Here is a 25684-nt window from a genome sequence, read left to right on the forward strand (position 1 = left end):
CTTTATGTCATAAATTCAAAACCGTTATTGGATGCGATGGAAACCAGCGGCTGAATGACCTCCCTGAACCGGGCTTCATCCAGCTCCTGCGTCTGCGCCATATTGGGCAGGACCGTCAGGTAATCCTCCAGCAGTTTGTTCCGGGGTGCCTTTCGCCGGAGGATGTCGTACGCGTTTTTCTGCAAGCCGAAAAACGGCTCAAAATACCTTTCCAGCCGCGGCAGCTTGTTGCTTTTGATGCTGTTGAACGTTTTGTCCGCGGGAATCAGATTCCAAATCAGGTCGTGTGACACAAAGGAATAAGGGATGAAATGCTCCACCGCGTAGCTGCCTTTGGTGAGGTTTTCGCCGGTGTAGATGCAGCGGACCGAGCCGAGCTCCGCCAGCACCACATCCCAGAACTGGGTGCGCTGCCGGGTGAGGGCGTTTCGGACCGCCGGTTTAATCAGCTTGTTTGCGATATCCGGCACGTTGGGATTTTTGGACTGCAGGAACAGGGTCAGGTTCCAGTAGCAGAAATCCTTGAGGATGCGCGCATTGGCCAGCAGATACGGCTGCCATGCGGGGTTGATGCGGATGAAATCCGGATACAGGGCATACGGGCAATCCGATGCAAACCCCTGCGATGCCGCATAAATGCGCTTCTCCAGCTGCGCATCCCCTTCCCTGCCCTGCCCGGGAAACCACGGACTCAAAAACCGGAATGGCACATTCCGGTTGAAATGCCAGAGCAGCGCGCGGGTCCGGGGATTTTCCGAAGCCAGCAGCTTCTGCACCACCGCCTCCCGCCGCTCATCAATCGTAATCGTCTCAATTTGGTTCACCTCCCGGATGGCCTCCTGAATAAGGTCCTGCCGCCCAAAAGAAATATGGAAATAGTTGACCGTGTACCAGGCATTGGCAATCATCCGCGCAAACAGCTCCCGCTTCCCCAGCACCACGCCGCCCCCGTTGTCGAGACCTGCAACTGCTTCTGCCCCAAAATCTGAACCGACTGCGGAACCAGAACCAGTTCCCGAAGCACCCCCCTCCTCCTCCAGCCCCTGAAGTATCGCAAGCAGCCAGAAGAATTTATAAGTCGCCGTCGTGCGGTTAAAGCAGGCGGCAAGCAGGTGGATGGGGAGGGATGGGGATGGGGGGAGGGGCATTATTGAAAGGGGATATTATTAAATGAAATCCAGCACTTTTGGAATGTAAGGATTTCGGCTTTTAATCAGATAATTTACCAGAAAAAGGGGTACTTGGAAAGGTATGCTGCCGGATTAATTCACTGTCGATTAAAAACCTTTGCAAGACCAATCCTTTTTATTTGCATTATTGTCTCGGATATTGGCCCAATTTGTTTTTAAAGTCTATGTTGGGAAACTGAATGGAATTTAAAACTGTCCGCCCCAGACACACTTTTTGAAATACTACCGAAGCTAATTTGCAAGCATAAATAATTTCATTTAACTTAAATACTACTTTTAAACAAATACACTTCTTATAGGCTAATATTGATTTATTAATAGAATAAGGTGGTTATATGGATGATATTATATCTGTACTAGTATACATTTTAGAGGTTGCTGTGAAATACATTGATCCTGATCCTTTAATAGAACGCTTTGAAAAAGGTAGTGTTCACTTCCATCAGTGTTTTTGCACCAGATTGCATCTACAAAGAGCAATGGGAATTGGGCATTTTTCCTGAAATGACCTCTTACACAGGCTCAAATAAGCTCTATTTCGTCCAATTTGTGGGTTATTTATCCCCAATTGATGGTTCATCGACATACCAATCCCCCGAAAGGTTTGTGTTTGCTCAAAATCCATAATGCCCTTGTCACATTCCAGCAGGCACAGTTATTGGCAAAAGTGAAAGCATTTCTGGCTATGTTTTTGGCTTGCATAGCCACTAAACCAGCTGTCGTTTTCATCCATGCAAACGGATTCTCTACCTGAGCCCGGACGCTGCTGTACTGCTTATTCTTCCTTTTTTGTTTTTTAGATAGCTTTTGACCTTTCTTCGGTTTATTCAGAACACCGTAAAACCATCCGTCTTTGCGGGACGCCTCTTTGTAGGACTCCAGATAGTAGGCCTTATCACCCCATAAGCTCATTTCATCATAACTGATGAGTTCGTCAAGGGGTTTTTGATCATTTCTGTGTGCAGGCGTGAATCGCTGTTTCCTGATGAGTTTAGTACCTACATCAACGCCAATATGCCCTTTATACCCGAAATAATAGCGTTTCCCCTTTTTGGTAGAATGGGCGTCGGTGTCAATTTGTGATGAGGGTTTTTCGGACAGCTCCTGGCGCCGCTCTTTTTTAAGAGGCCGGTTCACGGAGTTGATGATCGTTGCATCCACAACGGTACCACGTTTTAGCATCATGCCTCTTTGCTCAAGTTGCCCTGTAATCTGATCAAAAATGATATCTCCAAGTCCATGCTGTATGATGGCTTCCTTAAACCTCCAAAATGTAGTAAAATCGGGAATATCATGGTCGAGATTGATTCCTACAAACCGTTGGAAGCTTAAGCGATCGATGAGCTGATCTTCCAACTGGGGATTGCTTAGGTTGAATAATGATTGCAGAAACACCGCTTTAACCATCCAACTGACTGGCTTTCGGGGACGCCCGCCTTTGGTTTTACTGGTTTGATCAATAACCGAAAGTTTTTGGTAAATAGGTTGCCAGTCAATGAGCTTGTCAATTTTAATTAGCTTGGCAGCCATTTGAGATGATTTACGCCTGCGGGCAAGCAGTTCATCAGAAAATCCGAGTTGATTGGTTGTCTTCATATCTATAGTATTATCAATACTATAACCTAATATAAAATACTAATAAGTAGGTGAATTTACAAGCCTATATGTAATAATATTAATAATTTATGTCCCATATTTGCCGCGTAGAGGTTTTGCAAAGGTTTCTTACATTACATATGGCAGTTTTTGCCAACGTCCAACAGTTGGACTACAACTACGACATCCAAAGCTGTTTCAACGAGAATAAAACTGTACAGGCGGCGCTGTACGAAAGCCTGACGAGCGAGCTTAGGATTGACGCCCTGAATACCATGCTGGAAATCCCAATCACCGAAGCGGATGTGGCCAATCTACGGCCTCTTTCGCAGTCCAATGCTACCGATGTTGAGTTATGTACCTACATACATTCAATATATCCAGAGTCAAAATGGAACAATATTGGAAACCGCTATTATATTTACCACTATCGTGCAAACGATTTTTTCTTTAATGTTTACCTTATGATCCCCAAAAGCCCGGATGATCCTGATTTTGTCCTAACAGAAGACCGATATAGGATAATTAACACCCAAGGTTTCGATGTTGCATCGGGGTTCCAATCAAGTGGAATTCTTACCGGCTTAAAAAATTACCCCGGCATGGTTTTGCCTGACAGCAGTAATTGATATTAGTTTAAGCGCATGAAGTTTCAACCCGTCCTCTTTGTTTCCATTTAAGCACTTAGCGGTAATGGCCATGCCAACAGGGAAAGCTTTCATGACATACCCGGAAAAGCTACCATACATCGCGATAACGTGTGAAGCCCCACACACACTTTTTTGCTTAATCCGGAATCATGCACTTGAAATGTTAATTGACCTAATCTAAGTCGCAGTAAGACGCAACTGTGGAACCAACCATACTATCCCAAAATGCGCGGAACATAAGTTACGCTCTTATTGCGGAGGGGCGACAGCCTTGTCTTTATATCAAGGACTTTGAGTCAGGTTTGATGCTTCTTCGGGTTTTGTTTGCAAATCAGGCGGACAACCCCAGGGCTGACCCGAACGTGCCCCGAACGTGACCCGAACATGACCCGAAGGATCTCCTTGTATAAGATACCGGATCCTTCGACTTCGCTGCGCTTCGCTCAGGATGACATGGTCCCCCCGGGTCAAACGGCGCGGTCTGCCGCGACGGGTTTATTGAAGGGGTCGCTCTCCTCCTGAGGATAGCCCTGCTTGTGCAGGAATCAGGCGCCAAAAAGCACGGGCTTCTCCGCTGGTTTGGGATTTCAGGAACCGGCACTGCGCACAGTGATGTGCACGGGGTTCTCCCCCCAAAAACCAAAACAGGAACCCAAACTTGCGTTCGGGTTCCTGTTTGTTCTTCGGCCGATAAATTGCCCCTGAACCGGCCGAATAGGCTGTTCCGGGTTTCCTTCTTTGGTGAAGGGGTTCCGGGTAAATACCGGGGGCTTATTTCACCAGCATCATCTTGCGGGTTTGGACCATTTCGCCGGCTACGATGCGGTAGATGTACACGCCGCTGGAGAGGCGGGAGGCATCGAAGGTGACGGTGTGCGTGCCTGCGCTTATGCGGCCGTTCACAAGTTGCTCCACGCGCTGACCGAGTAGGTTGAAGACTTCAAGGCGGACGTCCGCGGCTTCGGGCAGGGCGAAGGTGATTTGCGTGGTGGGGTTGAACGGGTTCGGGTAGTTCTGACGCAGCCCGAAGGCAAGCGGCAGGTCTGTTTCGGGTTCGGTGGAAGTCGGCTGTGTTACGATCAGCTGTCCTGATACGTGGAACAGCTCATTCCAGAACCCGCCGCCCAGCTCATGATACCCGCCGTACACGAAGCTGTGGTTTTCCAGCCGGAAGCGGGTCGCGAAGTAGTATTCGCCTTCCGGTAGATCTCTACCGGCGCTGACCACAAAAGCCGCGCGTTCGTCGTTCATCTGTACAAAACTTCCTTCTATCCACACCTCATCATCCCAGAAACCGGGGTGCACATTTTCGGTATGGAAGCCCGCCCACATTTGGATGGGCGCATCGTGAAGATCAAGATTTTCATCCATCGCTTCCGCAAGGCCGTGTATTTCGAAGTTTTCGCCCTGTTCGATTTCGATGAAGCCCGGTCCCTCGAGATTCGCCCAGCGCAGACCGCTTTCGCTCTCGGTTACGGTGAGGGTGACCGGTATTTCTGCAAGCGGCGTAAGCGGAGAGTTGGTGCTGATCCGCAGGCTTACCGTGTAACTGCCCGGCTCGAGACCAGTGGCATCGACCATGAGCGTGATTTCCATCGAAGCATCGGGGGCAATAACGCCCTGCGTTGGGTTTGCAGAAAGGAAGTTTTCCATAACCCCTTCCAACAGGAAGTTCAGGTTGGCCTCACCTGGAAGCAAAATCCCTGCATCCAAAAGCGAGCTCCAGTTAGTGAAGCCTCCTTCAAAGAAATCAATGGCGTCTATCAGCAAAGCGTCGTCTTCACCCTGCGGGCTTACGAACTGAAACCACAGGCCCGCGCTTGAGCCAAAGTCATCTACCTGCACCGCCACGACCAGCCAGTAGCGGCCATCCCCCAGCGGCAGGCGTTCGCCCGTCGCTTCGGCAATGTCCAGCCCGACCCGTGAAACCCGGGCCCCAAGCTCATCTTCGTTCAGATCTTCGATAAAGATTCCCGGTGTGGTAAAGTCACCGCTGAAAACAAATACCGGCTCTTCGCCACCGGCATCCGGACTGCCCGCGGGCTGTCCATCAGCATCATTGTAGATATAAAATTCGAAACCACTTGCTATCTGATCAATCCGAAGTCCGGAAAGGCTGAAGCCCACCACGGAGATCCGCTCTATCATGGCTGCACCTTGAATGAAGAAGTCATCCGACGAGTACACGCCGGTACCGGTGTTTGCAAAACGGCTGCTGATGATTCCCTGAAAATCATCCGGCGTTTGTTCCCAGATAATTTCCCGCTCGTCCATAAGCTGTGCCTGACCGGCTGTTCCCATTTGCGACAAAGCCTGATGTGCAAATCGCTGACGGGCCTGCACCATATCATTAAGCACAAGCACGCCGCTGTTCGGTTTAGCTTCGCTACCGGTTCCGGTACGCTCATTTTTTGAGCGAAGCGGACGCTCACTGCCATCCGGCATTTGCAGCGAAAGGAGGCTGAATTCTAGATCTGCATCACCGGTGTTGGACAGGGTGATGGAGGAGGTCGTCATTTCATTTTGGGGCAGTTCAAATGTCAGCGGGCTTGTATCCACCTCAAGGGCACCCGGCTCGCTCGCAGTTGCGCTCAGGCTTACGACGACATCCCCTGAAACGGAATTGCTTTCTATCACCAGCTCACCGGTGAAATCGCCGGAGCTTGTCGCATCAAAACGTACGCTTACCGCTGCGCTGACACCCGGCTGCAGGCCGAAGCTTCCGGCCTCGGATGAAAAGCCCTCACCCGTTACCGCAACACCGCTTACCTCAACCCGGTCGCTGCCGGTATTGGTCACGACCACGTTTCGGGTGCGGCTGTCCCCGTTAAACACGTTTCCAAAATCCAGCACCGAATCTTCCGCAACAAGCTTGGGTTCGCCGGCTATGGTGAGCGATCCTTCGATCACGAACGCCGTGTTTTCAGGATCATTGGTCACCAGCATCAGCTTGTCATCATAACTTCCGGCATTCAGGTCGAAGGTAGAGACATCCAGACTCACGGTTTGTGTTTCACCGGCTGCCACCGTACCGCTGAAGGGTGTAGCCGCTGTGAAAAACGGCGCCTGTTCAATGAGTCCGCCAAGCGTGATTTCGCCGCTCCAAACACCGAGAGAGTTGTTGACCCAGCCGTTGCCGATCCAGACGTAAACCTCCTCAAATTCATAGGGATTGTTCAGCACTATCGTTCTTTGAACGGCTGTTCCGGGCTCATCTGAACCTCCGGTTGACCAGAAAAACCGGTCAGGATTCGGCACGAACGGCAATGCGCCGCCCACCTGAAACAGGATGTTGTTGGCGTTCGCGAAATTGAGTTCGGGGGTTGAGGTAATCAGGACAACAAGGTCGCTGGCCGAGGTGTTGTTGGTTGACTCCTCGAGGATGAAGTCAGCCGTAATCACATCCATGGTGCCGCTTACGGCTTCACCGACCATGGTGAATTCGCGGCCAAAGGCGAGAAAGCTATCCATTTCAATCAGGAAGCCATCTACGGAGCTGGCGGGCTGTGTGGTTTCTGCGGTTTCCTCAAAACGCTGCATCGCCTGCACGAGAGCTTCGTGATGACTTGCATCAAGCCGACCGGCTTCAGCTTCAGCTATCAGCATGCGGTCGCGGTAAATGCTCAGACTCTCTTCATCCAGCGCAGCATCTGCGGTGAACTGCGTGCGCAGGAACTCAGAGGCCGAACCGGAAACTTTGGTGCGGTTCAGTCCGCGTTCTTCCACCTCAAACCGGGGGAAGCTGAATTCAAGCAGACCGTTTCCACTGTTACCGATTTCGAGGGTGGCTGTGGTGGTCTCACCCGCTTCCAGGGAAAACGCAAAGTCAAGCGGACTAACCGATGCAACCGGACGCTCGGTCACGTTTGCCAGGAGCGTGATTTCATGATCCGGACGAATAGGATCGTTGGTATCGAAGGTTAAGGAGCCTTCCTTCGGCCCAAGCTCACCGGAGCTGAAGCTCACTTCGATGTTTTTGGGAATCATGGGGTCGAGCACCAGCGTCTCCACTCCGACCGAGAAGGCCGGGTTTGTGATTTCGAAGTTGCTAAGCACCAGCGGCGCAGTACCTGTGTTCAGCACCGTGAATGAGCGGGTGGCTTCCAGCCCCTCTGAGACATTGCCGAAATTGAGGATATTCAGGCCAATCAAAAATTCAGGCGTGCCGTCCACAAACAGGGTTATGGGGAATAATTTATTCGGCGTAACCGGATCGTTGCTGATGATCTGCATCAGCCACTGATAGGTTCCCGCCGGGATGTTTTCAGCCGAAATGCCGAGTTCGATTTCGAGAGCCTCTCCTCCGGCTATGCTGCCAAAACCGGGTTCTGCACCGGTGATGAAGGGCGGAGCTGTCGAACTTAAACCCGAAATCGTAATGGTCCCCTCCCAAACCGCGGGTCCGCCGGACGCAAAGCCGTGCCCTACAAAAATGTAAATGTCCTCGAGGGAAATCGGACCGCCCGTGAAGAAGGTGGACGACACCACGGTACCGGGTTCAGTGCTCGTACCGCCTACCCACTGTGTTCCATTATCCGCAATCTGATCCGAACCACCAAGTTGAAACAGAAAGTCATCTGGATTGTTAAAATCCGGTTCAGGGGTAGTTGCGAGGAGTACTGTGAGGTCGCGCGCGGCGGTAGTGCTGTTGTTTTCGGTCATGATAAAATCGCCGGAAATCTGCGTAAGCGCACCGCTGAGGGCCGTAGATGACAGCACAAAAGCACCAGGATCCGGACTGAAGTCATCGAGGATAACCTGAAACTGATTGGTTGCCTGAAGTTCGGTTTGAGAGGGTTGGGCATCCGTCATCGCAAACTCGTTTGAGCCGTAAGTAACCGGCTCAAGGACTTCCGCTGCAGCGGCGGGCAGGGCTTCAATCAACCCCTGCTCCTGTGCGAAAAGCATATTGCGGGCATTCAGATAAGCTGAAGAAGGCCGGACGGAAGCGGGCGTGCACTGAACTGCCCCTGCGTCTCCGCGCAGCTGTATCTCGTTACCTGCCGGGAGTAACAACAAAAAGTCGAGCACGCCTTCACCCTTGTTTTCAACTTCAAAAGTCGCTGTTTTCGAGTCACCGGATTCGAGATTCAGATTCAGGAGTTCGGGGTTGAGTCCGATTTCCGGCGTGCCTATGGCTTCTCCGAGGAGATTGAGCGAAACCGTCGGGTTTTCGGTATCATTGGTACCGAACGTCAGCGTCCCGTTTGAAACTCCGATCGCCGTAGCTTCAAAAGTCACTTCTACGGTTACAGAGCCTGATGGCAAGATTTCGAAGACTTCAGCGGAGGCAGAAAAATCGAGATTGTCAATAAAAAACGTGTCCGTTACCAGCGTGTCATTGCCGGTGTTGATGATATTGAAAGCCAGGGTTTTCGAAAAGCCGTCGAACACTTCTCCAAAATCAAGGACTTCCGGGTTGACCGTAGCGGTCGGACTGCCTTCAACATGAAGAATAACCGGAATATCCGTATCACCGGAAGAGCTAAGAAGCGTAAGTGTATCTTCATAGGCGCCCGCAAACCGGCTTCCCGATTCAAACAAGGCACTCACATTAATGCTCTCTCCCGGGGTAAGGGAGCCGGAGGCCGGGCTGACTTCTGTGATGAAATCCACTGTTCCCTGAATGCCTTCCAGGAGGATTTCACCCGTCCATGCGCCGGCTGAAACCCATGAATTGCCCAGCCATACATACAGCCCGTCAAGCTGAAGCGGTGTATCGAAGGTTACCTGTTCCAGCACGCCCGATGAAGGGCCGCCGGTCTGCCAGTCAATGCGCTCAATACCGCTGAAAATATCCGAGTTGTTTCCGCCAAGCTGTATCACTACGGTTTCTTCGTTAAGCTCCGGTTCTGTTGTAAAGAAAACAACGAGGTCGTCACTCCACAGGAGGGGAAAAGGCTGAACGATGGCAATTTAGGCACTGTAGCCGGTCCAGCTTCCGGAAACCGGCGTCTCGGAATAAAGGACAAACTCCAGCCCATCGAATGCGGCATTTTCGAACGTAATCGGGAAAACCGGGCCTTCCGACTGCATCGAAGTCCCCGAAGCACCCGTGTTTTGTCGCGATTCGAAATCTTCAATTATCCGCTGTTCTGCAGCATTGGGGTTGGGAAGTTCGCCTGCCACCCAGCGCGCCAGTATTTCACGCTGTGCAAGGTTCTCTGCCCCGGGCTGATTTGGCAACTGTGCCAGGAAAGCATTTGAAAGCGCGGCAACGGACCCGCGCAACAAGGCCGGACGCTCGTCCGACTCAAAACCAGGAAAAAGGAAGCTCACAGCTTCATTACTGTTGTTGGTGAGCGTAAAATCCACCAATGTACTACTGTTAGGAAGGAGATCCGCTTCAAGCACCGGCGGATCAATCGTAAGGCCTTGCTGCGCAGTTAGCGGCTGTGCTCCAAGCGTTAAAACCAGAATTAGAACCAGCAAGGGGAATCTAAAACAGGCTGGGGCATCATACATTATCATTTTTTTCATAGGTCAACTCAAAATTGCGTGTGAAGGTGGTATTGTATCGGAGCAATCAACCTTATAACACTTCAATCAGGCGGACTACACAGAAATTCAGGCATTTATATTTTTCTTTTGGCGCATTGTCGCAAGGTAAAGCCAAATAAAGTGTTATGCCCACCAACCCGCATTATTGACAATTAAACAGAATTTACTTGCTGAATGTAAGTTTAAATTTGGCTTAGCGAAAGACACTGGCGGCCCAGATTTTAGTATGGTGTAAAGACTGGGCACCGAGCGAAGCGATTCCCGCGCAGCGAAATTTCCCCGCTGGCTGCGTTGAAGCTGAAAACTCATGCTCAGGGTATTTAGAGCGAATGGTTGTTAAATCTGAATAGTCCAGTCTTCTAATTTTAACGCTGTGATCCGATTGAAATGATTTGTGTTGTTCGTGACCATAATCAAGCCAAATGAAACAGCTGTAGCTCCAATCAGTAGATCAAAATCATCAATTATTTTACCAGACTTTTGCAGACGAGCTTTTTCCGATGCATATATGTCCAATGCCGGATAAATTGGCAATATTTGAATGCCGGTCAAAAAGTTTTCCAACGCTCTATTATTTTTCTGTTTAGCCTGACTTTTTGCTACCCCAAATTTTAATTCAGCCAATGTAATTTCTGAAATAAAACAGTTTTCAGGGCCTACTTCCTGAAACTTTGCTTTAAGATCATAAAGCCCTTTAATGAAGTAAACACAGATATTCGTATCCAGAAGATATTGATTCAAAACTCATCAATTTTTCTGTTAAAAGATCTTGCTTGTTTGATGGAACTGATCAATTCTTCGGCACTTTCATTCTTATCCCAACCTCCGAAAGATTTATAAAAATCAGGTTGTTCTTGCTCAATATCTATTTTTACTGTTTTTGTAAGCTTAGAAATAAGGTCAAGCTTGTTACTAACGCTCATATTTTTCATAAGAGACAAGTAACTATCAATAAGTTTTGTATTTACATCTGTAGTGTTCATGCCATTCCTCATAGTTAAAGCTCGATGATGATCTCATTTCAATAAACGAATCGCTTTTCAAACGCTTATACAATTTAATGAAAAATATGGTCTTAAAGAATTTTTGCCAATGGAGGGGTTGCGACCCGAGTGGCTCTTTAACCACTTATTAAGCTACACACAATATAGCCCCCAAAATCATATACGTAAAGAATTATCCATTTATGCTATGCTCGGATACGCATTAAGTTCCGAAATTGACACCCAATGACTTCTATAGCTTGCCTTTTCCGAAGTCATATGAAGAATTACCGTTACGACTTCAACCTTTTCAATTCTTCAAATTAGACCAATTTCAGCGAAACTCAATCTTCTTACGCAGCTCAGAAATGAAATCAGAACTATGGCTTTTGGCTATGTCCGTAGGATTGGGATGTTCCGTATTAATACCCTTCTCCATATTATTCAGGCTTAACCCCCTCCCCCCTAAAACCAAAACAGGAACCCAAACTTGCGTTCAGGTTCCTGCGTGGTTCCGGCCGGTAAATTGCCCCTGAACCGGCCGAAGATTCTGATCCGGTCATCCCGCCATTACAGCGGGGTTCCGGATTTTTTTTGAAGCTTATTTCACCAGCATCATTTTGCGGGTTTGGACCATATCGCCGGCTGCAATGCGGTAGATGTACACACCGCTGGAGAGGCGGGAGGCATCTAAGGTGACGGTGTGCGTGCCTGCGCTTATGCGGCCGTTCACCAGTTGCTCCACGCGCTGACCGAGGAGGTTGAAAACTTCAAGGCGTACATCCGCGGCTTCGGGCAGGGCGAAGCTGATTTGCGTAGTGGGGTTGAACGGGTTCGGGTAGTTCTGACGCAGCTCGAAGGCAAGCGGCAGGTCGGTTTCGGGTTCGGTGGAGGTCGGCTGTGTGACAATCAGCTGTCCTGATACGTGGAACAGCTCATTCCAGAACCCGCCGCCCAGCTCATGATAGCCGCCATACACGAAGCTGTGGTTTTCCAACCGGAAGCGGGTCGCGAAGTAGTATTCGCCTTCCGGCAGGTGGCTGCCTGCGAGCGCTACAAATTCAGCGCGATCGTCGTGCATTTGGTTGAAGCTGCCTTCAATCCACACCTGCTCTTCCCAGAAACCGGGGTGCATGTTTTCGGTGTGGAAGCCGACCCACATTTGGATGGGCGCATCGTGGAGATCAAGATTTTCATCCATCGCCTGCACCTGACCGTGAATGTGGAAGTTCTCCCCCTGAGCTATTTCGGCGAAGCTGGGATCGGCAAGGTTGGCCCAGCGCAGCCCGCTTTCGCTTTCGGTAACGGTGAGGGTGACCGGAATCTCGGTCAGGGGCGTAAGCGGGGAGTTAGTGCTGATACGAAGCGTTACGGCGTACGCACCCGGCTCGAGGTCGGTCGCATCAACCATCAGGGTGACTTCCTGCGAAGCATCGGGGGCGATCACGCCCTGCGTTGGATTTGCCGCGAGGAAGTTAATCATGGCACCTTCAATCCTGAAGTTCAGGTTGGCCGAGGATGGATTCACGTAATTATTGATGTCGGTCCAGTCCGTTATTCCAAAACTGAAGAAATCACTGGGGTCAATAATTTGGGCATCTCCTTCGCCCTGATTGCTGACCAGCTGATACCAGAGCGGATCTCCATTGGGGATGACCGGAGCTACAATCAGCCAGTACCGGCCTTCGCCGAGAAGTAAGGGTTCGCCCACCGCGTCAACGAGATCGAGCATCAGGCGGGAGGTGGTGAAATTCGGGTCTTCCTGATCGGGCTCAAGCACGCCAAGGCCGGGTGTGCCGAAATCGCCGGTAAAGCTGAATACCGGGGCTTCGCCGCCGCCCGCGGGATGGCCTGCCGGGCGACCGTTGTCATCATTGTAGATGAAGAAGCGGGCGCCGGTTGCAACTTCATCAAGGCGCAGGCTGTGGCCTATGGTGGAACCTTCCGCGCTGATCCGCTGCACAAGGGCCGCGCCCTGAATGTGGAAATCATCTGCGGAGTAGACCCCGGTTCCGTTGGAAAAATCGGTACTTACAATGGCTTCGGACTGTGATGGTGCCTGCTCCCAGATCACTTCCAGGGTGTTCATCAGCGCTGCGTTGCCAGATGAAGCCGGACGCTGCTGCGCTGTGCGGGCAAAGCCCTGACGCGCCTGAATCAGCTCATTCAGATGCAACACGGAGCGGTTGGCTGACTCTGCGGCGCTCACTTCCCCGAATCCACCAAGCTGAACCGGACGCTCGCTGCCGTCAGGCATTTGAAGCGAAAGCAGGCTGTATTCGAGATCCGCATCGCCGGTGTTGGACAGCGTGATTGTGGAAGTCGTCATCTCGTTTTGGGGCAGTTCGAAATCAAGGGGTGTGGTATCTACGGTAAGGATACCGGGCTCGCTTGCCACCGCGCTGAGCGCCACGAGGACATCACCCGAAACCGCGTTGCTCTCTACAATTAATTCACCGGTGAAGCTGCCGCTTGTTGTGGCGTCGAAGGTAACGCTTACGGCAGCGCTGTTTCCGGCGGCAAGGCTGAAGCCGGTTGCTTCGGTCGAGAAGCCTTCCCCGCTTATGTCAATGCCGCTGATTTCCACAACATCGGTGCCCGTGTTCGTGAGCACGACGGCAAGTTCGCGGCTTGTGCCGTTGAAGACGGTCCCAAAATCGAGCTCCGGACTTTCAGCGGCCAGATCGGGCTGACCCGCAACAGTGAGCTCGCCTTCTATGGTGAACTGCGGGTTGAGGGGATCGTTGGTCAGCAACAGGAGTGCGTCGGTGTAAGTGCCGGCGATCAGCTCAAGGGTGGAGACTTCCAGGGCAACCGTCGTGCTGCTGCCCGGCGCGAGGGTGCCGCTTGCTTCGCTTGCGCCGGTAAAGAACGCAGCGGAATTGCCGAGTCCGCCCAGCACAATTTCACCGGACCAAACACCGAAGTCATGTGACAGCCAGGCGTTTCCGACCCAGATGTACACGTCTTCAAACGCAAAGGGTTCGGGGAAGGAAATTGCGGTCTGAACAGCGGTGCCGGGCGTAGATGAGTTTCCGGCATTCCAGCTGAAGCGGCGGTCGAAGGGTGCATAGCTGAGCGTGCCGCCGACCTGCAGCAAGATGTCGCCGCCATGTGCAACAGGCAGCTCGGGTGTGCTTGTGATCAGGACCGCAAGGTCGCTCGCCCAGGTTACGCCGCTTGATTCATCAAGCACAAAATCTGCAATAACTTGCTCGAGGGTGCCGCTTACCGCTTCGCCAATCAGGGTGAAATCGCCGCCTTCAGCAAAGAAACCATCCATTTCAATCAGAAAGCCATCCGGTGCGGAAGTCAGCTGCGTGCTGTTTTCGTCTTCGGCAAAACGCTGCTGCGCCTGTGCAAGGGCTTCCTCATGAAGCGGACTCAGGCGACCGGCTGCCGCTTCAGCAACCAGCATACGGTCACGGATAAAGGACTGATTTTCTTTCGTAAGTAGCTGTGCGGGCGGGAAGCTTGTACGGGATAGCTCCGAAGCTTCACCCGCGAGCATAGCGCGATTCTGGGCTGCAGAACGCTCCGCTGCCTGAAAGCGCGGGAAGCTGAAATCCAGCGGACCGCTGCCGCTGTTTTCAATCTCAAGGCTCACCGTCGTGCTGTCGCCGGCGTCGAGGCCCAGCTCAAAACTGAGCGGGCTAACGGCTGCAAGCGGACGCGCCGCAACTTCGGTGGTGAGCGCTATTTCAAAGGCGGGGTTCTCGGGGTCGTTGGTTGCAAAGCTGAGGGTGCCCAGATTGGGACCAAGCTCGGACGAGCTGAAGCTGACTTCCACTGCAAGCATGCCGAACGGATCAATTTGCGCGCTCTCTAAGGTGAGCCCGAAGCCGGTACCTTCCAGGACAAAATCACTGAGCTCAAGAAATCCGGTACCAGTGTTCATAACCGTAAAAGCGGCGGTGGCTTCATCCCCTTCAAAGACCGTCCCGAAATCAACTTCTGTGCTGCTCACGGCTGCGGAGGGGGTGCCGTCAACGCTCAGCATGATTTCATAGGCTGATGTGCCGCTGAGCGGATCGTTGCTGTTGATGGTGAGGAAACCGGAAAAGGTGCCGGCTACAAGTTCTTCCGCAGAGAGGTCGAGTAGAATTTCCGCAGCACCGCCGGAGGGAACCGTACCTGAAGCCGGACTGACCGCAGTGATGAAATCGGGGGTTGCGGTCGTAAATGACGCAAGTTCGATGGTACCATTCCAGACGGCCTGACCACCACTTCCAAACCCGTGACCGATGAACAGATAAACGGATTCCATCGGGAATGGCTCAGGTGTAAAGATGTTCACGAAAACCGGGGTACCAGGCTGACTGCTGGAGCCAGTCTGCCAGCCAAAGCGGTTCGCTGCAAAAAAATCCGTACCGCCCAGCTGGAAGATGAAATCATCCGGGTTGCTGAAATCCGGGTTGGCCGTATTCGCGAACAACAAGGTGAGGTCGCTGGCAAAGGTTGCACCGCTGCTTTCGGTCATCACAAAATCAGCAAAAACAGAAATGAGGTCACCGGTCAGCTCACCGGATACCCGTGAGAAGGAGAGCGGTGCCGGACTGAAATCTTCCATGGTGATCAGGAAGGTATCTTCGGCCGGAACGTCGTTCTGAGGTTCTGCTGCCGTGAACTGATCATTTGTGAAATCAGCTTGTGCGGCGTCAAGAATACGCTGCGTGGCTTCAGGCAGCTCGCTGATGAGGCCGCTTTCCCGGGCATGAAGCATGGCGCGGGCGTCGAGGTAAGCGGGGGAAAGCGCAGAAGTGAAATTGCGGTTAGCAAAGACGTCGCCGGGACCGCGAACAAGCCGCTGCGCGCTGTCAAAAGCGGGCATGCTGAAGGTGAGCTCGCCTTCACCCGTATTTTCGATAAAGAAGGAAGCCGTACCTGTTTCGCCTGCATTCAGGGCTGTGGTCAGGACATCAGGGTTGAAGCCGATAAGCGGGGTGTTTACGCCATTTGCGCTTAATGCTACATCTATGATCGGATTTTCCGGGTCGTTGGTCGTAAGGCTGAGGGTGCCGCTTTGAGCACCGGCGGCAGCTGCGGTGAAGCTTACGGAGACCTGCGCAGCTGTGGAGGGCGCAATTTCCAGGGCGCTGACTTCGGTCGTGAATGCCGGGTTGTCGACGGAGAAATCGGCGGCAGTGAGCACATCTATGCCGGTGTTCGTGAGGGTGAAGCTGAGGGTGCGGGTGTCTGAGACAAACACATCCCCGAAATCAAGCGCGTCGGGCGTGACGGTTGCAGCCGGGTTGCCTTCAACGGTCAGGATGGCGGGAATTTCGGTTTCGGTTGCGCTGTCGCCGGTGAGCATTGTGAGGGTGTCTTCGTAGGTACCGGCAAGGCGATCTCCTGAGGCAAACTGTGCTTCAATGCCTGCACTCTCACCCGGGGCGAGAACGCCGGAAGCCGGGCTCACCGCGGAGATGAACATGGGCTGTGCGTCGAGGCCTTCGAGCACCACTTCGCCGCTCCACTGCCCGTCGTCATTCCAGGCGTTGCCTATCCAAACGTACAGCTCATCAAGCTCAAGCGGCGAATCAAACGTGATCTGCTCGATGACCGGATTGTTTCCAAAGCCCATTCCCCACTGTATGTGTCCCAGCTGCGGATTGAGCGAAATGCTGTTGCCACCCAGCTGATACATGACGGTAGCTGTTTCGAAATCCGGGCCGTCGGTAAACAGAATGGCAAAATCGTTGCTCCAGGTTAGCGCGTTGCCAACATCCAGGACAAAATCGGCACTGTAGCCCGTCCAGTTGCCGGAAACCGGTATTTCGGAATACAGCACAAACTGAAATCCACCCAGGGCAAGTTGTTCAAAAGTAACGGGATAGCCTTGGGTGCCTGCATGAGGTTCACTGCCTTCATTTGGGACTGTTCGATCCGCGGCTTCTGCTTCAAAGCCGGCAATAAGCTGCTGCTGAGCGGGCGTGGGGGAAGTCAGCTCACCGCTCAGCCAGCTTTGCAGGGTTTGGCGTTGCTGCCGCTGTTCTTCACTGATGGCAGCGGTGAAGGTAGAGGAAAGGGCGCTTACATCCCCGCGCAGCAAAGCGGGGCGCCCGCTGCTCTCGTATCCCGGAAAAAGGAAGCTGAGCGGCTCTGCGGTGTTGTTGGTAAGGGTGAAATTTACCGGCCCGGAGGCATTGCCGGGCAGGGTGATTTCGAGACTGGCCGGGTCAACGGTCAGTCCGTTTTGAGCCTTCAGGGGCAGGGCTCCCATAACAAACAGTGCACAAAAGAGCGCGGCAAACAAAAGCCGTCTGCCAGGCGGTGCGACATACATTAAAGCTGTTTTCATATAGATTTTAAGTTGTTGGAACAGGTATAGTTAGCGGAGCAATCATACAATTAACACCAAAGGTTTCCCGGGTACCTACCTTTGTTAAAAAAAAGTGAAGAAAAAGTTCCCTTATATATATCGCGTCAGAACAGCATGGCTGCCCCGCGCTGTTCCGCTTGTGTCTGATGGCTTTGCGTAAAGAAAACAGAAAGCGATGTTGGTTGGGCGCGGGCATTTTTTAGCTGCGCAGAATCCAAAAAGCAACGCATTCATCTTAGGCTTGGGGACCCGGAGTCTGTCGCCCAAACTCCTGATGTTCACGAAGTTTTACCCAAAAAAAAACCGCGAACAGGCGAATGCGGGTTAGCCTGTGAGGTTTTGCAGGGCTTGGGTGAGGCGTTCGGGTTTGTCGGGGTGCCAGGGCAGGAGGGCGGTGGTGCGGAGGCCGAGGTGCTGCAGGCGGGCTTCGGTTTTGCGGTGCAGGGGGATGAAGGTGTAGCGGTCGAGCTGCGCGTCGGGGAAGGCGACCAGAAATTGGGTGAGGGTGCCCGGCTCGTGCAGGAGGACGTATTCGGCGGGATAGCTGCCATCGTAGAATTTCCGGCGGATGTCGTCGAGTTCCTGCTTCGGGAAGGGCGCGATCTCGTACATGCGGAGGTAGCGCGATTCGTATTTAAGCTCGGCGAGGAATTCGGGGATTTCTTCGGACTCCGGATCTACGCAGGGGGTGAGAACGGGACCCGTGCGGTTGAGGCGCAGGAAGAATTCGACCATATCAATACTGCGGTCGCCGGGGGATTGCAGCACGGGAAGTCCGGCGCCGTCGAGGAGGCGAAAACTGCGCACATCCATCACGAAATGTACGACCTGAGATTTGAGGATGGACTCGTTTTCTTCATCCATGAGCGCGAGAAATTTCTCGGCATTGCCTTCGCGGCTGTGGACCATGTTTTCGATGGCGTGGGTTTTGAGCGCGTAGGTGAGGTCGGCCGGCTCCGCGGTTTTGGTCAGCTGCATGACCGGGAGTTCGAGCGGATTGAGGCCTGCTTCGTACACGGCCCTGGCAAAGGGCGCGATGTAGGTGAGGTTTCCGGTGAGCAAAACAGTGCGGGAAGCGTCCATCGGTGGAATAAGTAAAGTTTTGAGGGTTGCGGTATGTGCCGGTCAGGGCAGGGCAGGGCAGGAATTTAAAGTACGGCTAAAGGGCGGGCTTCCCCAAAAACAGTTGTGTCGCAGGGCATTTTGACGGCCCTGCCTGAAGGACTTGGCGGCGGAACGTAAGTCAGGCGGGCGGGTTAAAGGCATTTATAAAAGCCGTGTGTTAGTGTTATTTTAACCCTTTCCCGAATGACCCTACTTCTGATCCCTTCCGCTATGCGCATTTCCCCTTTCTCTCTTGTTTTGTTTTTCATTCTGCTGACCGCCTTCAGCCTGTTGCCGCTGCGCGGTCAGGCGCAGGAAATCGGGGACTGGCGACCGGAGACTTCCTTCACCCGCACGACTGATGTGGTGCAGGATCGCGACGGCGCGTTTTGGGTGGCAACGGATGGAGGGCTGTACCGCTGGCTTCCCGGCGGCGGGGGCTCGCTGGAAACGCTGACTTCACTCGACGGCATGTACCGCCTGAGCGCGACCGCCATCGCCTATGATGAAGCGCGCCATCAGTTGTGGCTGGGCTTCAACGACGGCACCCTTCAAAGCCTGGATTTGCAGCGGTTTCAGTTCCGCACGCTCAGCGACATCACGCGGAATCAGAGCTTCAGCAACAAGCGGATCAATCAGCTGCAGGTCATCGGGGATGAGCTTTTTGTGGCGGCGCAGTTTGGTATCGTGGTGTTTGATACGCGCAACGGGCTGGTGCGGGACAGCTATGTGAATCTCGGGCGCTTCAGCCGGGGCACGGCGGTGAATGCCTTTCAGGTTGAAGGGGACATGATCTATGCGGCAACGGCTTCCGGCATTGCCGCAGGGAATCTGAATGAGGCGCTGGCGGTGCCGCAAAACTGGGATAATTCGGATGGTCAGGGCAATATCGGGACGCTCACGCAGGAAGTCAGCGCCATCGCGACGTACGCGGATCAGCTTTTTGCCGGCACGGGTTCCGGCAACTTTGCACGGGCGTTGGACGGCGGTGAGTGGTCCGAGACCAATGCGTTTACAGGCAATGTGGAGCGGTTTCGGTCGAATGCGTCGGGCGCGCTGCTGGCTGTTGCGGAGTCCGCCCTAACGGTGCTCGAAGCCGATGGTCTCCGAAGCACGCACACCGTAGCCCGGGAAACCCATCTGACCGGCTTTTTTGATGATGAAGTCACCCCTTCCCTTCTGCTGGCGGGCACGCGTGAAAGCGGACTTGCGGTGAAGACTGACCTGAGCGGGGATTTTGATTTTATCCGGCCTTCCGGACCGGATCTCAACTTTTTTATCCGCTTCCGGATGGATGGGGATGAGATGATTGCGGCTTCTACTTCCGCGCCGGGTCAGCGCGGGGTGCCGCTCAACAATGCGGGCTACTACATTTTCCGGAACGGCGAATGGGTAAGCTTTAACAGGCGCACCAATGCGCAGCTCGACAGTTTTAATTTCAACAGCGTGTACCGGGCGGCGATTACAGAAAACTATTACGTATTCGGCAGCTTCGGACGCGGCATTGCGGTGCACAACAAACAAACCGATGAGATCCGGCTGTTTAATGCCACGAACAGTCCGCTGCCCGGCCTTACGGCCACTGATCCGTTCACTGTTGTGGGCGGCATTGATCGGGACGCGGACGGCAACATCTGGATTGCGATGGCACGGGGCGACGGCGACCGGCTCATCCGGCTTGATCCTGAAACCGAGGAATGGCTGACCTTCCCGGTGCCGGACAATGCGGGCGCGGATCGATACCTTGACATTTACATAGATCGCGGTGGTCAGAAATGGCTGCCGCTGCAAACGGGCACCGGCGGCGGGGGTGGCGTATTTGTGAACCGGGTTGAGGCCGACGGAACGCAGACCGGCATCCGGCTCACGACCGCACAGAATCAGGGCAATCTGCCGAATGATCTGGTGCAGGCCGTAGTGCAGGATCGCCGGGGTGAAATCTGGGTCGGCACGGGCCGGGGCGTGGCACGCTTCCTGTTTCCGGACCGCATCATAGACGGCACCGCACAGGACCGTCAGGCAAGTTTTCTCATCAATGCGGATCCGGACGCCGATTCTCCCTTCCTGCTGCGCGATGTAAACGCGACAAGCATTGCCGTAGACGCCGCCAACCAAAAGTGGATCGGTACGCAGGGCGACGGACTTTATCTCGTGGATGAACAGGGCCGGAACATTCTGCGGCACTTCACAACAGCCAACAGTCCGCTGTTTTCCAACACCATTGTGGATGTTGCGGTAGATGAGCGGAGCGGCACCGTTTTTATTGCGACGGACGAAGGCCTGCTGACTTTTGTGGACACCCCGCGCACGGCAGGGCGTCAGATGGATGATTTATTCGTGTATCCCAACCCCTTCCGCTACAATCAGCACTCCGGCAACATGATTATTGAAGGCCTCACCGACGCAACCCTGATTTCGGTGATTACCGTTGACGGTCGCCTGATTAACCGCATCAACGCCCGCAGCGGCCGCGCCGAATGGAACGTACGCGATTTCAATGGGAATGAGGTCAGTAGCGGCGTTTACATGATTATCGCCAACGACGTGAACGGGAATGAACGCGGGGTTGGTAAGGCGGTGATTATCCGGTAAAAATGGAATCGGGGCGCGTATTTCGGTTTTTTCGAAATACCGTACTGTCGGGGCAACCGTTGGGGCGACCCTTGTGGTCGCCCCCGGATCTGATCACCACCCGATGGTTGCGTTTCGAACGATGGGCTTTGAATGATTACGCGGATTATGTCCGATTTGAAACGCGCATCCGGGGTGTTTTTCATGCATCCCGGGCGACCACGAGGGTCCAGGGCGACCACGAGTCCATGGCGACGACGAGTCCAGGGCGACCACGAGGGTCGCCCCTACGGTTTCCGTATTCGAATATTGGGGCGAATTCGGATGTTCGGGTTTGTTCGCGCATCCATGGCCGTCGCGGGGATTCGCGGCGGCGGTTTCGGTTTCAACGCACATTGGGGGGGATATCCCCTATAACCAAAAAAGGAAACCCCGGTTTGGGGTTTCCTTTTTTTTGTTAATCTGAACGGGTTTTAAAATCCCGTGGCTCAGGCTTGTGCTTCGGCTTCTTCCGCCTTGGCTTCGGCCTGATTTTCGAGCCAGCGTTCGGCGTCCATCGCGGCCATGCAGCCGGTACCGGCGGCGGTGATGGCCTGACGGTAAACAGAGTCCTGCGCGTCGCCACAGGCAAAGACGCCTTCAAGCGTGGTTTTAGTGCTCTTGCCTTCCGTAATGATGTAGCCGGTTTCATCCATTTCCAGCACGCCTTTGAAAAGGTCGGTGTTCGGCTTGTGACCGATGGCGAGGAATACGCCGGTTACGTCGGCGAGGGTTTGTACTTCGCCGGTGACACGGTTCTTGATTTTGACGCCATCTACCACCTGCTCACCGAGTACTTCATCGAGCTCGGAATTCCACATCACCTCAATTTTAGGGTTGTTGAGGGCACGCTTCTGCATGTGCTTGGAAGCACGGAATTCATCGCGGCGGTGCACGATGGTGACTTTGCTTGCGTAGCGGGTCAGGAAGGTCGCTTCTTCCATCGCGGTGTCACCGCCACCGATCACGATCACATGCTGATTCCGGAAAAAGGCACCGTCGCAGGTCGCGCAGGCGGTTACGCCGCGTCCTCTCATGCGCTGCTCGCTCTCGATGCCAAGCCATTTGGCCGAGGCGCCCGTCGAAACAATGATGCTCTCGGCGAAGATGTGATGCTCTTCATCGACACGGAGCTTGAACGGACGCTGCGCGAACTCGATATGATCGACCGTGCCATAGCGGATGTCCGCACCGAAGCGGGCGGCCTGCGCTTTGAAGTCGTCCATCATTTTGGGGCCGGTTACGCCTTCAGGGTAGCCGGGGAAATTTTCCACATCGGTAGTGGTAGTGAGCTGTCCGCCGGGCTCGGGACCTTCAAGCACGAGGGGTGCGAGATCCGCACGGGCGGCATAAAGGGCGGCGGTGAGGCCGGCGGGACCGCTGCCGACAACTACAACTTTGAAGGTTTTTCCTGCAATATCTTCCATAGTCTGTGTTTTCTGTTTAAAAAGGGAACGTTTTAATTTTGCTGTTAATATAGGCATATATTACTGAAAAGTAGAATAGTCAGCTCACGCAGGCTGCACGACCTTGGAAGGGGTTTTCAACACCTGCATCCTCCACCCCATCTGCCGAATGCCCCGGCTTCCCCATCCGTTTTATAAGTCCTGATTCTACCTGTCCGGCAACTCTCACGGGCGTTGGTTATCTTTACCCGAATTATTCACCAAGAAATTTTCTTGCTGGCAAGGCGAAGCTGAAAACTCAGTGGAAGGGTACCTAAGTACCCTGAGCATGAGTTTTCAGATTCAACGCCGCCAGCGGGGGAATTTCGCTGCGCGGGAATCGCTTCGCTCGATGCGCAGTCTTTACACTACACTCAAATTTTGGCTAAAGGTGTTTTTCCCTAAGACTCATTTAAACATACGTTTAGCAAATATGTCCTGTTTAATTGTGAATAATGCGGGTTAAGGAAACATCAAATTAGCACATCAAAAATAAACTATGGTCGTCATTATTGGCGCGGGTCCCATCGGACTCGCCTGCGGTATCGCACTCAAAAAGAAAGACATCCCCTTCATCATCATAGAAAAAGGCTGTCTGGTCAATTCGGTATTTCACTATCCGACCAACATGACCTTCTTCTCCACTTCGGACCGGCTGGAAATCGGCGGGGTGCCTTTCATCTCGCACGGCGTAAAAGCGACGCGCCGCGAAGCCCTCGAGTACTACCGCCGCGTAAAGGACGCGTACGAGCTGCCCGTGAACGTCTATGAAGAAGTGCAGGACGTCCGCGGCACCGACGGCGCATTCACCGTGAAAACCAGCAAGGCGGTGTACGAGGCCGAAAAAATCATCGTCTCTACCGGTTTCTACGGCATCCCGCACCGGATGAACGTGCCGGGCGAAGACCTCCCAAAAGTGAAGCACTATTACGACGAGCCGCACCCCTACGCCGGACTCAAGGTGCTTGTGGTAGGCGGCGGCAACTCCGCAGTTGATGTCGCCCTCGAAACCTACCGCTGCGGCTCGAAGGTGAGCATGGTGGTGCGCGATCCGGAACTCAAGCCCGGCGTGAAGTACTGGGTGAAGCCCGACATCATGAACCGCATAAAGGAGGGCGCCATCAACTGCTGGTTCAACAGCACGGTCAAGGAAATCCGCGAGGATGAAGTAGTGATCAGCACACCTGAGGGCGAGATCAGGCTGCCCAACGACTTCGTGCTTGCCATGACCGGCTACGAACCCAGCTTTGCACTGCTCGAAATGCTGTCCCTTTCATTCGAAGAAGATGAGCACCGCACCCCGGTCTTCAATCCCGAAACCATGGAAAGCTCACGCGCGGGCATCTACCTTGCAGGGGTCGTGTGCGGCGGATACAACACCAGCAAATGGTTCATCGAAAACTCCATTGTGCACGCCGATATAATTGCGGAGCACATCAGCGGCGTCAGCGAAAAAGCCGGCACCGGCGTCTGAGGTAAGCCCCAAAAACAGGAGTCCGCTATTCGATTTCCAGGATTCTGAAAGCGCTTTTTTGTATCTTGCTTACAGAAAACCTGACCGGAATACCGCATCAGATTTCACATCTGCCTGCGGTCTTCCTTTTGACATGATGGGTTAATCAAATCGGCCACGGGACTGATGTCGGGCCGGCGCAGCGCAATTCCAAAACACTATTCAGCACATCCACGCAAGGTATCTGAGAAAGACAGCACAGACACAGAAAAAGCAACAAAACAGGCAGCACCTGCGACGGACGGTCATCAAACCCGGAAATCAAATTCAGCCGGAGGTATCCTTCTATGAGTCCGTCCCAAAAAGAAAAAATCAAAAACCTAAGCAACAAAATCGGTCTGTTTGCGGGTCCGTCCGCGTTTCTGCTGATGTATCTCGCCCCCACGCCCGAAGCCCTCAGCACCGAAGCCTGGCGTGTGGCCGCAGTAGGGCTGTTCATGGCCATTTGGTGGGTCACCGAAGCCGTTCCCATCCCCGCTACCGCCCTGCTGCCGATTGTGCTGTTCCCCATACTCGAAGTCAGCACCATCGGGCAGGCGACCGCACCTTTCGCGAACCCGCTCATCTACCTGTTCATGGGCGGCTTCATTATCGCCCTCGCCCTTGAAAAAACCAACCTGCACCGGCGGATTGCCCTGCGGATTGTGCTGTTTGTCGGGGTGAAGCCCACCTCGGTCATCATCGGCTTCATGCTTGCGGCCGCCTTTCTGAGCATGTGGGTAAGCAACACCGCGACCGCCATGATGATGCTACCGATTGCGCTCTCCATCATCCGGCTTGTGGAACGGGGCAAAGACATCAGCCGGGGCGAGCTGCAGACCAACTTCGGCATGGTCATGCTGCTGTGCCTTGCCTACGCCTGTAACGTGGGCGGCATCGGCACCCTCATCGGCACGCCTCCCAACGCCCTGATGGCCGGCTACATGCTCGATACCTACGGCGTCGAAATCGGCTTCGCGCAGTGGATGATGCTTGGTCTGCCCATTGTAATCGTATCCCTGCCCATCATTTTTGTGATCCTCACGCGGCTGGTATATCCCATCAAAATCACCGAAATCCCCGGCGGCAAAGCCATGATTCGCGACGAGCTGAAAGACGCCGGACGCATGAGCCGGGCGGAAAAAATGGTTAGCATAGTATTCCTGACCGTCGCTTCCCTCTGGATTTTCAGACCCCTGCTCGAGCCCTTCATTCCCAACCTTTCGGATACCGGTATTGCGATATTCGGCGCCGTGCTCATGTTCCTGCTGCCGGTCAGCTTCCGGAACTTCGAGTTTGTGCTGCAGTGGGAAGACGCCAAACGCCTGCCCTGGGAAGTGCTGATTCTCTTCGGCGGCGGCCTCAGCCTTGCGGCGGCCATCACCGATACCGGCCTCGCCGAATGGATCGGGATGTCGATATCACACCTCGACTGGATTCCGATTTTTGCCCTGCTATTGCTCTCGCTGCTTGTCATCATTTTCCTCACGGAAATCACGAGCAACACCGCAACCGCAGCGGCCTTCCTCCCGATTCTCGCCTCGGTCGCCATCATGATGGGGTATGATCCCATGGTACTCGCCATACCCGCGGCCATCGGTGCAAGCTGCGCCTTCATGCTGCCCGTCGCCACCCCGCCCAACGCCATCGTGTACGGCAGCGGCCTGGTCAGCATCCCTCAAATGGCCCGCGCCGGCTTCATGATCAACCTCTCCATGGTCGTAGTCATATCCGTAGCCGTCTACCTGCTGCTTTACTTCGTATTTGGCATCGCCTTCTAACCGAAATATT

13 protein-coding genes are annotated in these 25684 nt (G+C 53.6%); 4 read left to right on the forward strand and 9 right to left on the reverse strand.

Annotated elements, in window-relative coordinates; translation table 11 throughout:
* Positions 1–2 precede the first annotated feature (2 nt).
* Together CYPRO_RS15280 and CYPRO_RS15285 are read right to left on the reverse strand one after the other, a co-directional pair.
* Positions 3–1148 (reverse strand): HNH endonuclease domain-containing protein, encoded by a 1146-nt coding sequence (locus CYPRO_RS15280; RefSeq protein ID WP_114985442.1) that lies wholly within the window; start codon positions 1146–1148, stop codon positions 3–5.
* Positions 1149–1766: 618 nt separating this feature from the next.
* Positions 1767–2786 (reverse strand): IS5 family transposase, encoded by a 1020-nt coding sequence (locus tag CYPRO_RS15285; RefSeq protein WP_114985443.1) that lies wholly within the window; start codon positions 2784–2786, stop codon positions 1767–1769.
* An 89-nt stretch (positions 2787–2875) separates the two neighbouring features.
* On the opposite strand from CYPRO_RS15285, the gene CYPRO_RS15290 reads away from it, so the two are divergent.
* Complete coding sequence (locus CYPRO_RS15290; protein WP_124245641.1) at positions 2876–3415, forward strand: hypothetical protein; 540 nt, start codon at positions 2876–2878, stop codon at positions 3413–3415.
* A 792-nt stretch (positions 3416–4207) separates the two neighbouring features.
* Here CYPRO_RS15290 and CYPRO_RS15295 read toward each other — a convergent pair.
* The 6 genes from CYPRO_RS15295 to CYPRO_RS15320 all read right to left on the reverse strand — a co-directional run bounded on the left by CYPRO_RS15295 (position 4208) and on the right by CYPRO_RS15320 (position 18325).
* Positions 4208–9262 carry an Ig-like domain-containing protein gene (locus CYPRO_RS15295; RefSeq protein ID WP_114985445.1) on the reverse strand — a complete coding sequence of 1685 codons (5055 nt, stop codon included), beginning with the start codon at positions 9260–9262 and terminating at the stop codon, positions 4208–4210.
* A gap of 90 nt (positions 9263–9352) precedes the next feature.
* The gene (locus tag CYPRO_RS15300) at positions 9353–9916 is read right to left on the reverse strand and encodes a hypothetical protein (protein ID WP_114985446.1); all 564 of its coding nucleotides are present in this window, start codon (positions 9914–9916) and stop codon (positions 9353–9355) included.
* 357 nt (positions 9917–10273) lie between these two features.
* The gene (vapC, locus tag CYPRO_RS15305) at positions 10274–10678 is read right to left on the reverse strand and encodes a type II toxin-antitoxin system tRNA(fMet)-specific endonuclease VapC (protein ID WP_114985447.1); all 405 of its coding nucleotides are present in this window, start codon (positions 10676–10678) and stop codon (positions 10274–10276) included.
* The gene (locus CYPRO_RS15310; RefSeq protein WP_124245642.1) at positions 10675–10920 is read right to left on the reverse strand and encodes a hypothetical protein; all 246 of its coding nucleotides are present in this window, start codon (positions 10918–10920) and stop codon (positions 10675–10677) included. The genes vapC and CYPRO_RS15310 overlap by 4 nt, the downstream gene beginning before the upstream one ends.
* Positions 10921–11521: 601 nt before the next feature.
* Positions 11522–17221, reverse strand: coding sequence for an Ig-like domain-containing protein (locus tag CYPRO_RS15315; RefSeq protein WP_114985449.1), 5700 nt, complete (start codon positions 17219–17221; stop codon positions 11522–11524).
* Between the two features lie 345 nt (positions 17222–17566).
* A complete protein-coding gene (locus tag CYPRO_RS15320; RefSeq protein ID WP_114985450.1) occupies positions 17567–18325 on the reverse strand; it encodes a uroporphyrinogen-III synthase in 759 nt (252 codons plus the stop codon).
* 225 nt (positions 18326–18550) lie between these two features.
* Here CYPRO_RS15320 and porZ point away from each other — a divergent pair, with 225 nt between their 5' ends.
* A complete protein-coding gene (gene porZ, locus CYPRO_RS15325; RefSeq protein WP_114985451.1) occupies positions 18551–20938 on the forward strand; it encodes a type IX secretion system anionic LPS delivery protein PorZ in 2388 nt (795 codons plus the stop codon).
* Positions 20939–21405: 467 nt separating this feature from the next.
* Here the strand turns inward: porZ and trxB are convergent, their stop codons facing one another.
* Positions 21406–22383, reverse strand: coding sequence for a thioredoxin-disulfide reductase (trxB, locus tag CYPRO_RS15330; RefSeq protein ID WP_114985452.1), 978 nt, complete (start codon positions 22381–22383; stop codon positions 21406–21408).
* Between the two features lie 517 nt (positions 22384–22900).
* On the opposite strand from trxB, the gene CYPRO_RS15335 reads away from it, so the two are divergent.
* Together CYPRO_RS15335 and CYPRO_RS15340 are read left to right on the forward strand one after the other, a co-directional pair.
* The gene (locus CYPRO_RS15335; protein ID WP_114985453.1) at positions 22901–23875 is read left to right on the forward strand and encodes a YpdA family putative bacillithiol disulfide reductase; all 975 of its coding nucleotides are present in this window, start codon (positions 22901–22903) and stop codon (positions 23873–23875) included.
* A gap of 326 nt (positions 23876–24201) precedes the next feature.
* Complete coding sequence (locus CYPRO_RS15340) at positions 24202–25674, forward strand: SLC13 family permease (RefSeq protein ID WP_114985454.1); 1473 nt, start codon at positions 24202–24204, stop codon at positions 25672–25674.
* Positions 25675–25684: the final 10 nt, after the last annotated feature.

Source organism: Cyclonatronum proteinivorum, from assembly GCF_003353065.1.
Taxonomy (GTDB): Bacteria; Bacteroidota; Rhodothermia; order Balneolales; family Cyclonatronaceae; genus Cyclonatronum; species Cyclonatronum proteinivorum.

What these genes read in the sequence shown, in the direction of transcription:
- CYPRO_RS15290 (WP_124245641.1), top strand. Translation starts at nt 2,876, where the DNA reads ATGTCCCATATTTGCCGCGTAGAGGTTTTGCAAAGGTTTCTTACATTA.
- trxB (WP_114985452.1), bottom strand. Translation starts at nt 22,383, where the DNA reads ATGGAAGATATTGCAGGAAAAACCTTCAAAGTTGTAGTTGTCGGCAGC.
- CYPRO_RS15340 (WP_114985454.1), top strand. Translation starts at nt 24,202, where the DNA reads ATGAGTCCGTCCCAAAAAGAAAAAATCAAAAACCTAAGCAACAAAATC.
- CYPRO_RS15320 (WP_114985450.1), bottom strand. Translation starts at nt 18,325, where the DNA reads ATGGACGCTTCCCGCACTGTTTTGCTCACCGGAAACCTCACCTACATC.
- CYPRO_RS15300 (WP_114985446.1), bottom strand. Translation starts at nt 9,916, where the DNA reads ATGAAAAAAATGATAATGTATGATGCCCCAGCCTGTTTTAGATTCCCC.
- CYPRO_RS15310 (WP_124245642.1), bottom strand. Translation starts at nt 10,920, where the DNA reads ATGAACACTACAGATGTAAATACAAAACTTATTGATAGTTACTTGTCT.
- CYPRO_RS15285 (WP_114985443.1), bottom strand. Translation starts at nt 2,786, where the DNA reads ATGAAGACAACCAATCAACTCGGATTTTCTGATGAACTGCTTGCCCGC.
- CYPRO_RS15315 (WP_114985449.1), bottom strand. Translation starts at nt 17,221, where the DNA reads ATGAAAACAGCTTTAATGTATGTCGCACCGCCTGGCAGACGGCTTTTG.
- CYPRO_RS15335 (WP_114985453.1), top strand. Translation starts at nt 22,901, where the DNA reads ATGGTCGTCATTATTGGCGCGGGTCCCATCGGACTCGCCTGCGGTATC.
- CYPRO_RS15280 (WP_114985442.1), bottom strand. Translation starts at nt 1,148, where the DNA reads ATGCCCCTCCCCCCATCCCCATCCCTCCCCATCCACCTGCTTGCCGCC.
- porZ (WP_114985451.1), top strand. Translation starts at nt 18,551, where the DNA reads ATGACCCTACTTCTGATCCCTTCCGCTATGCGCATTTCCCCTTTCTCT.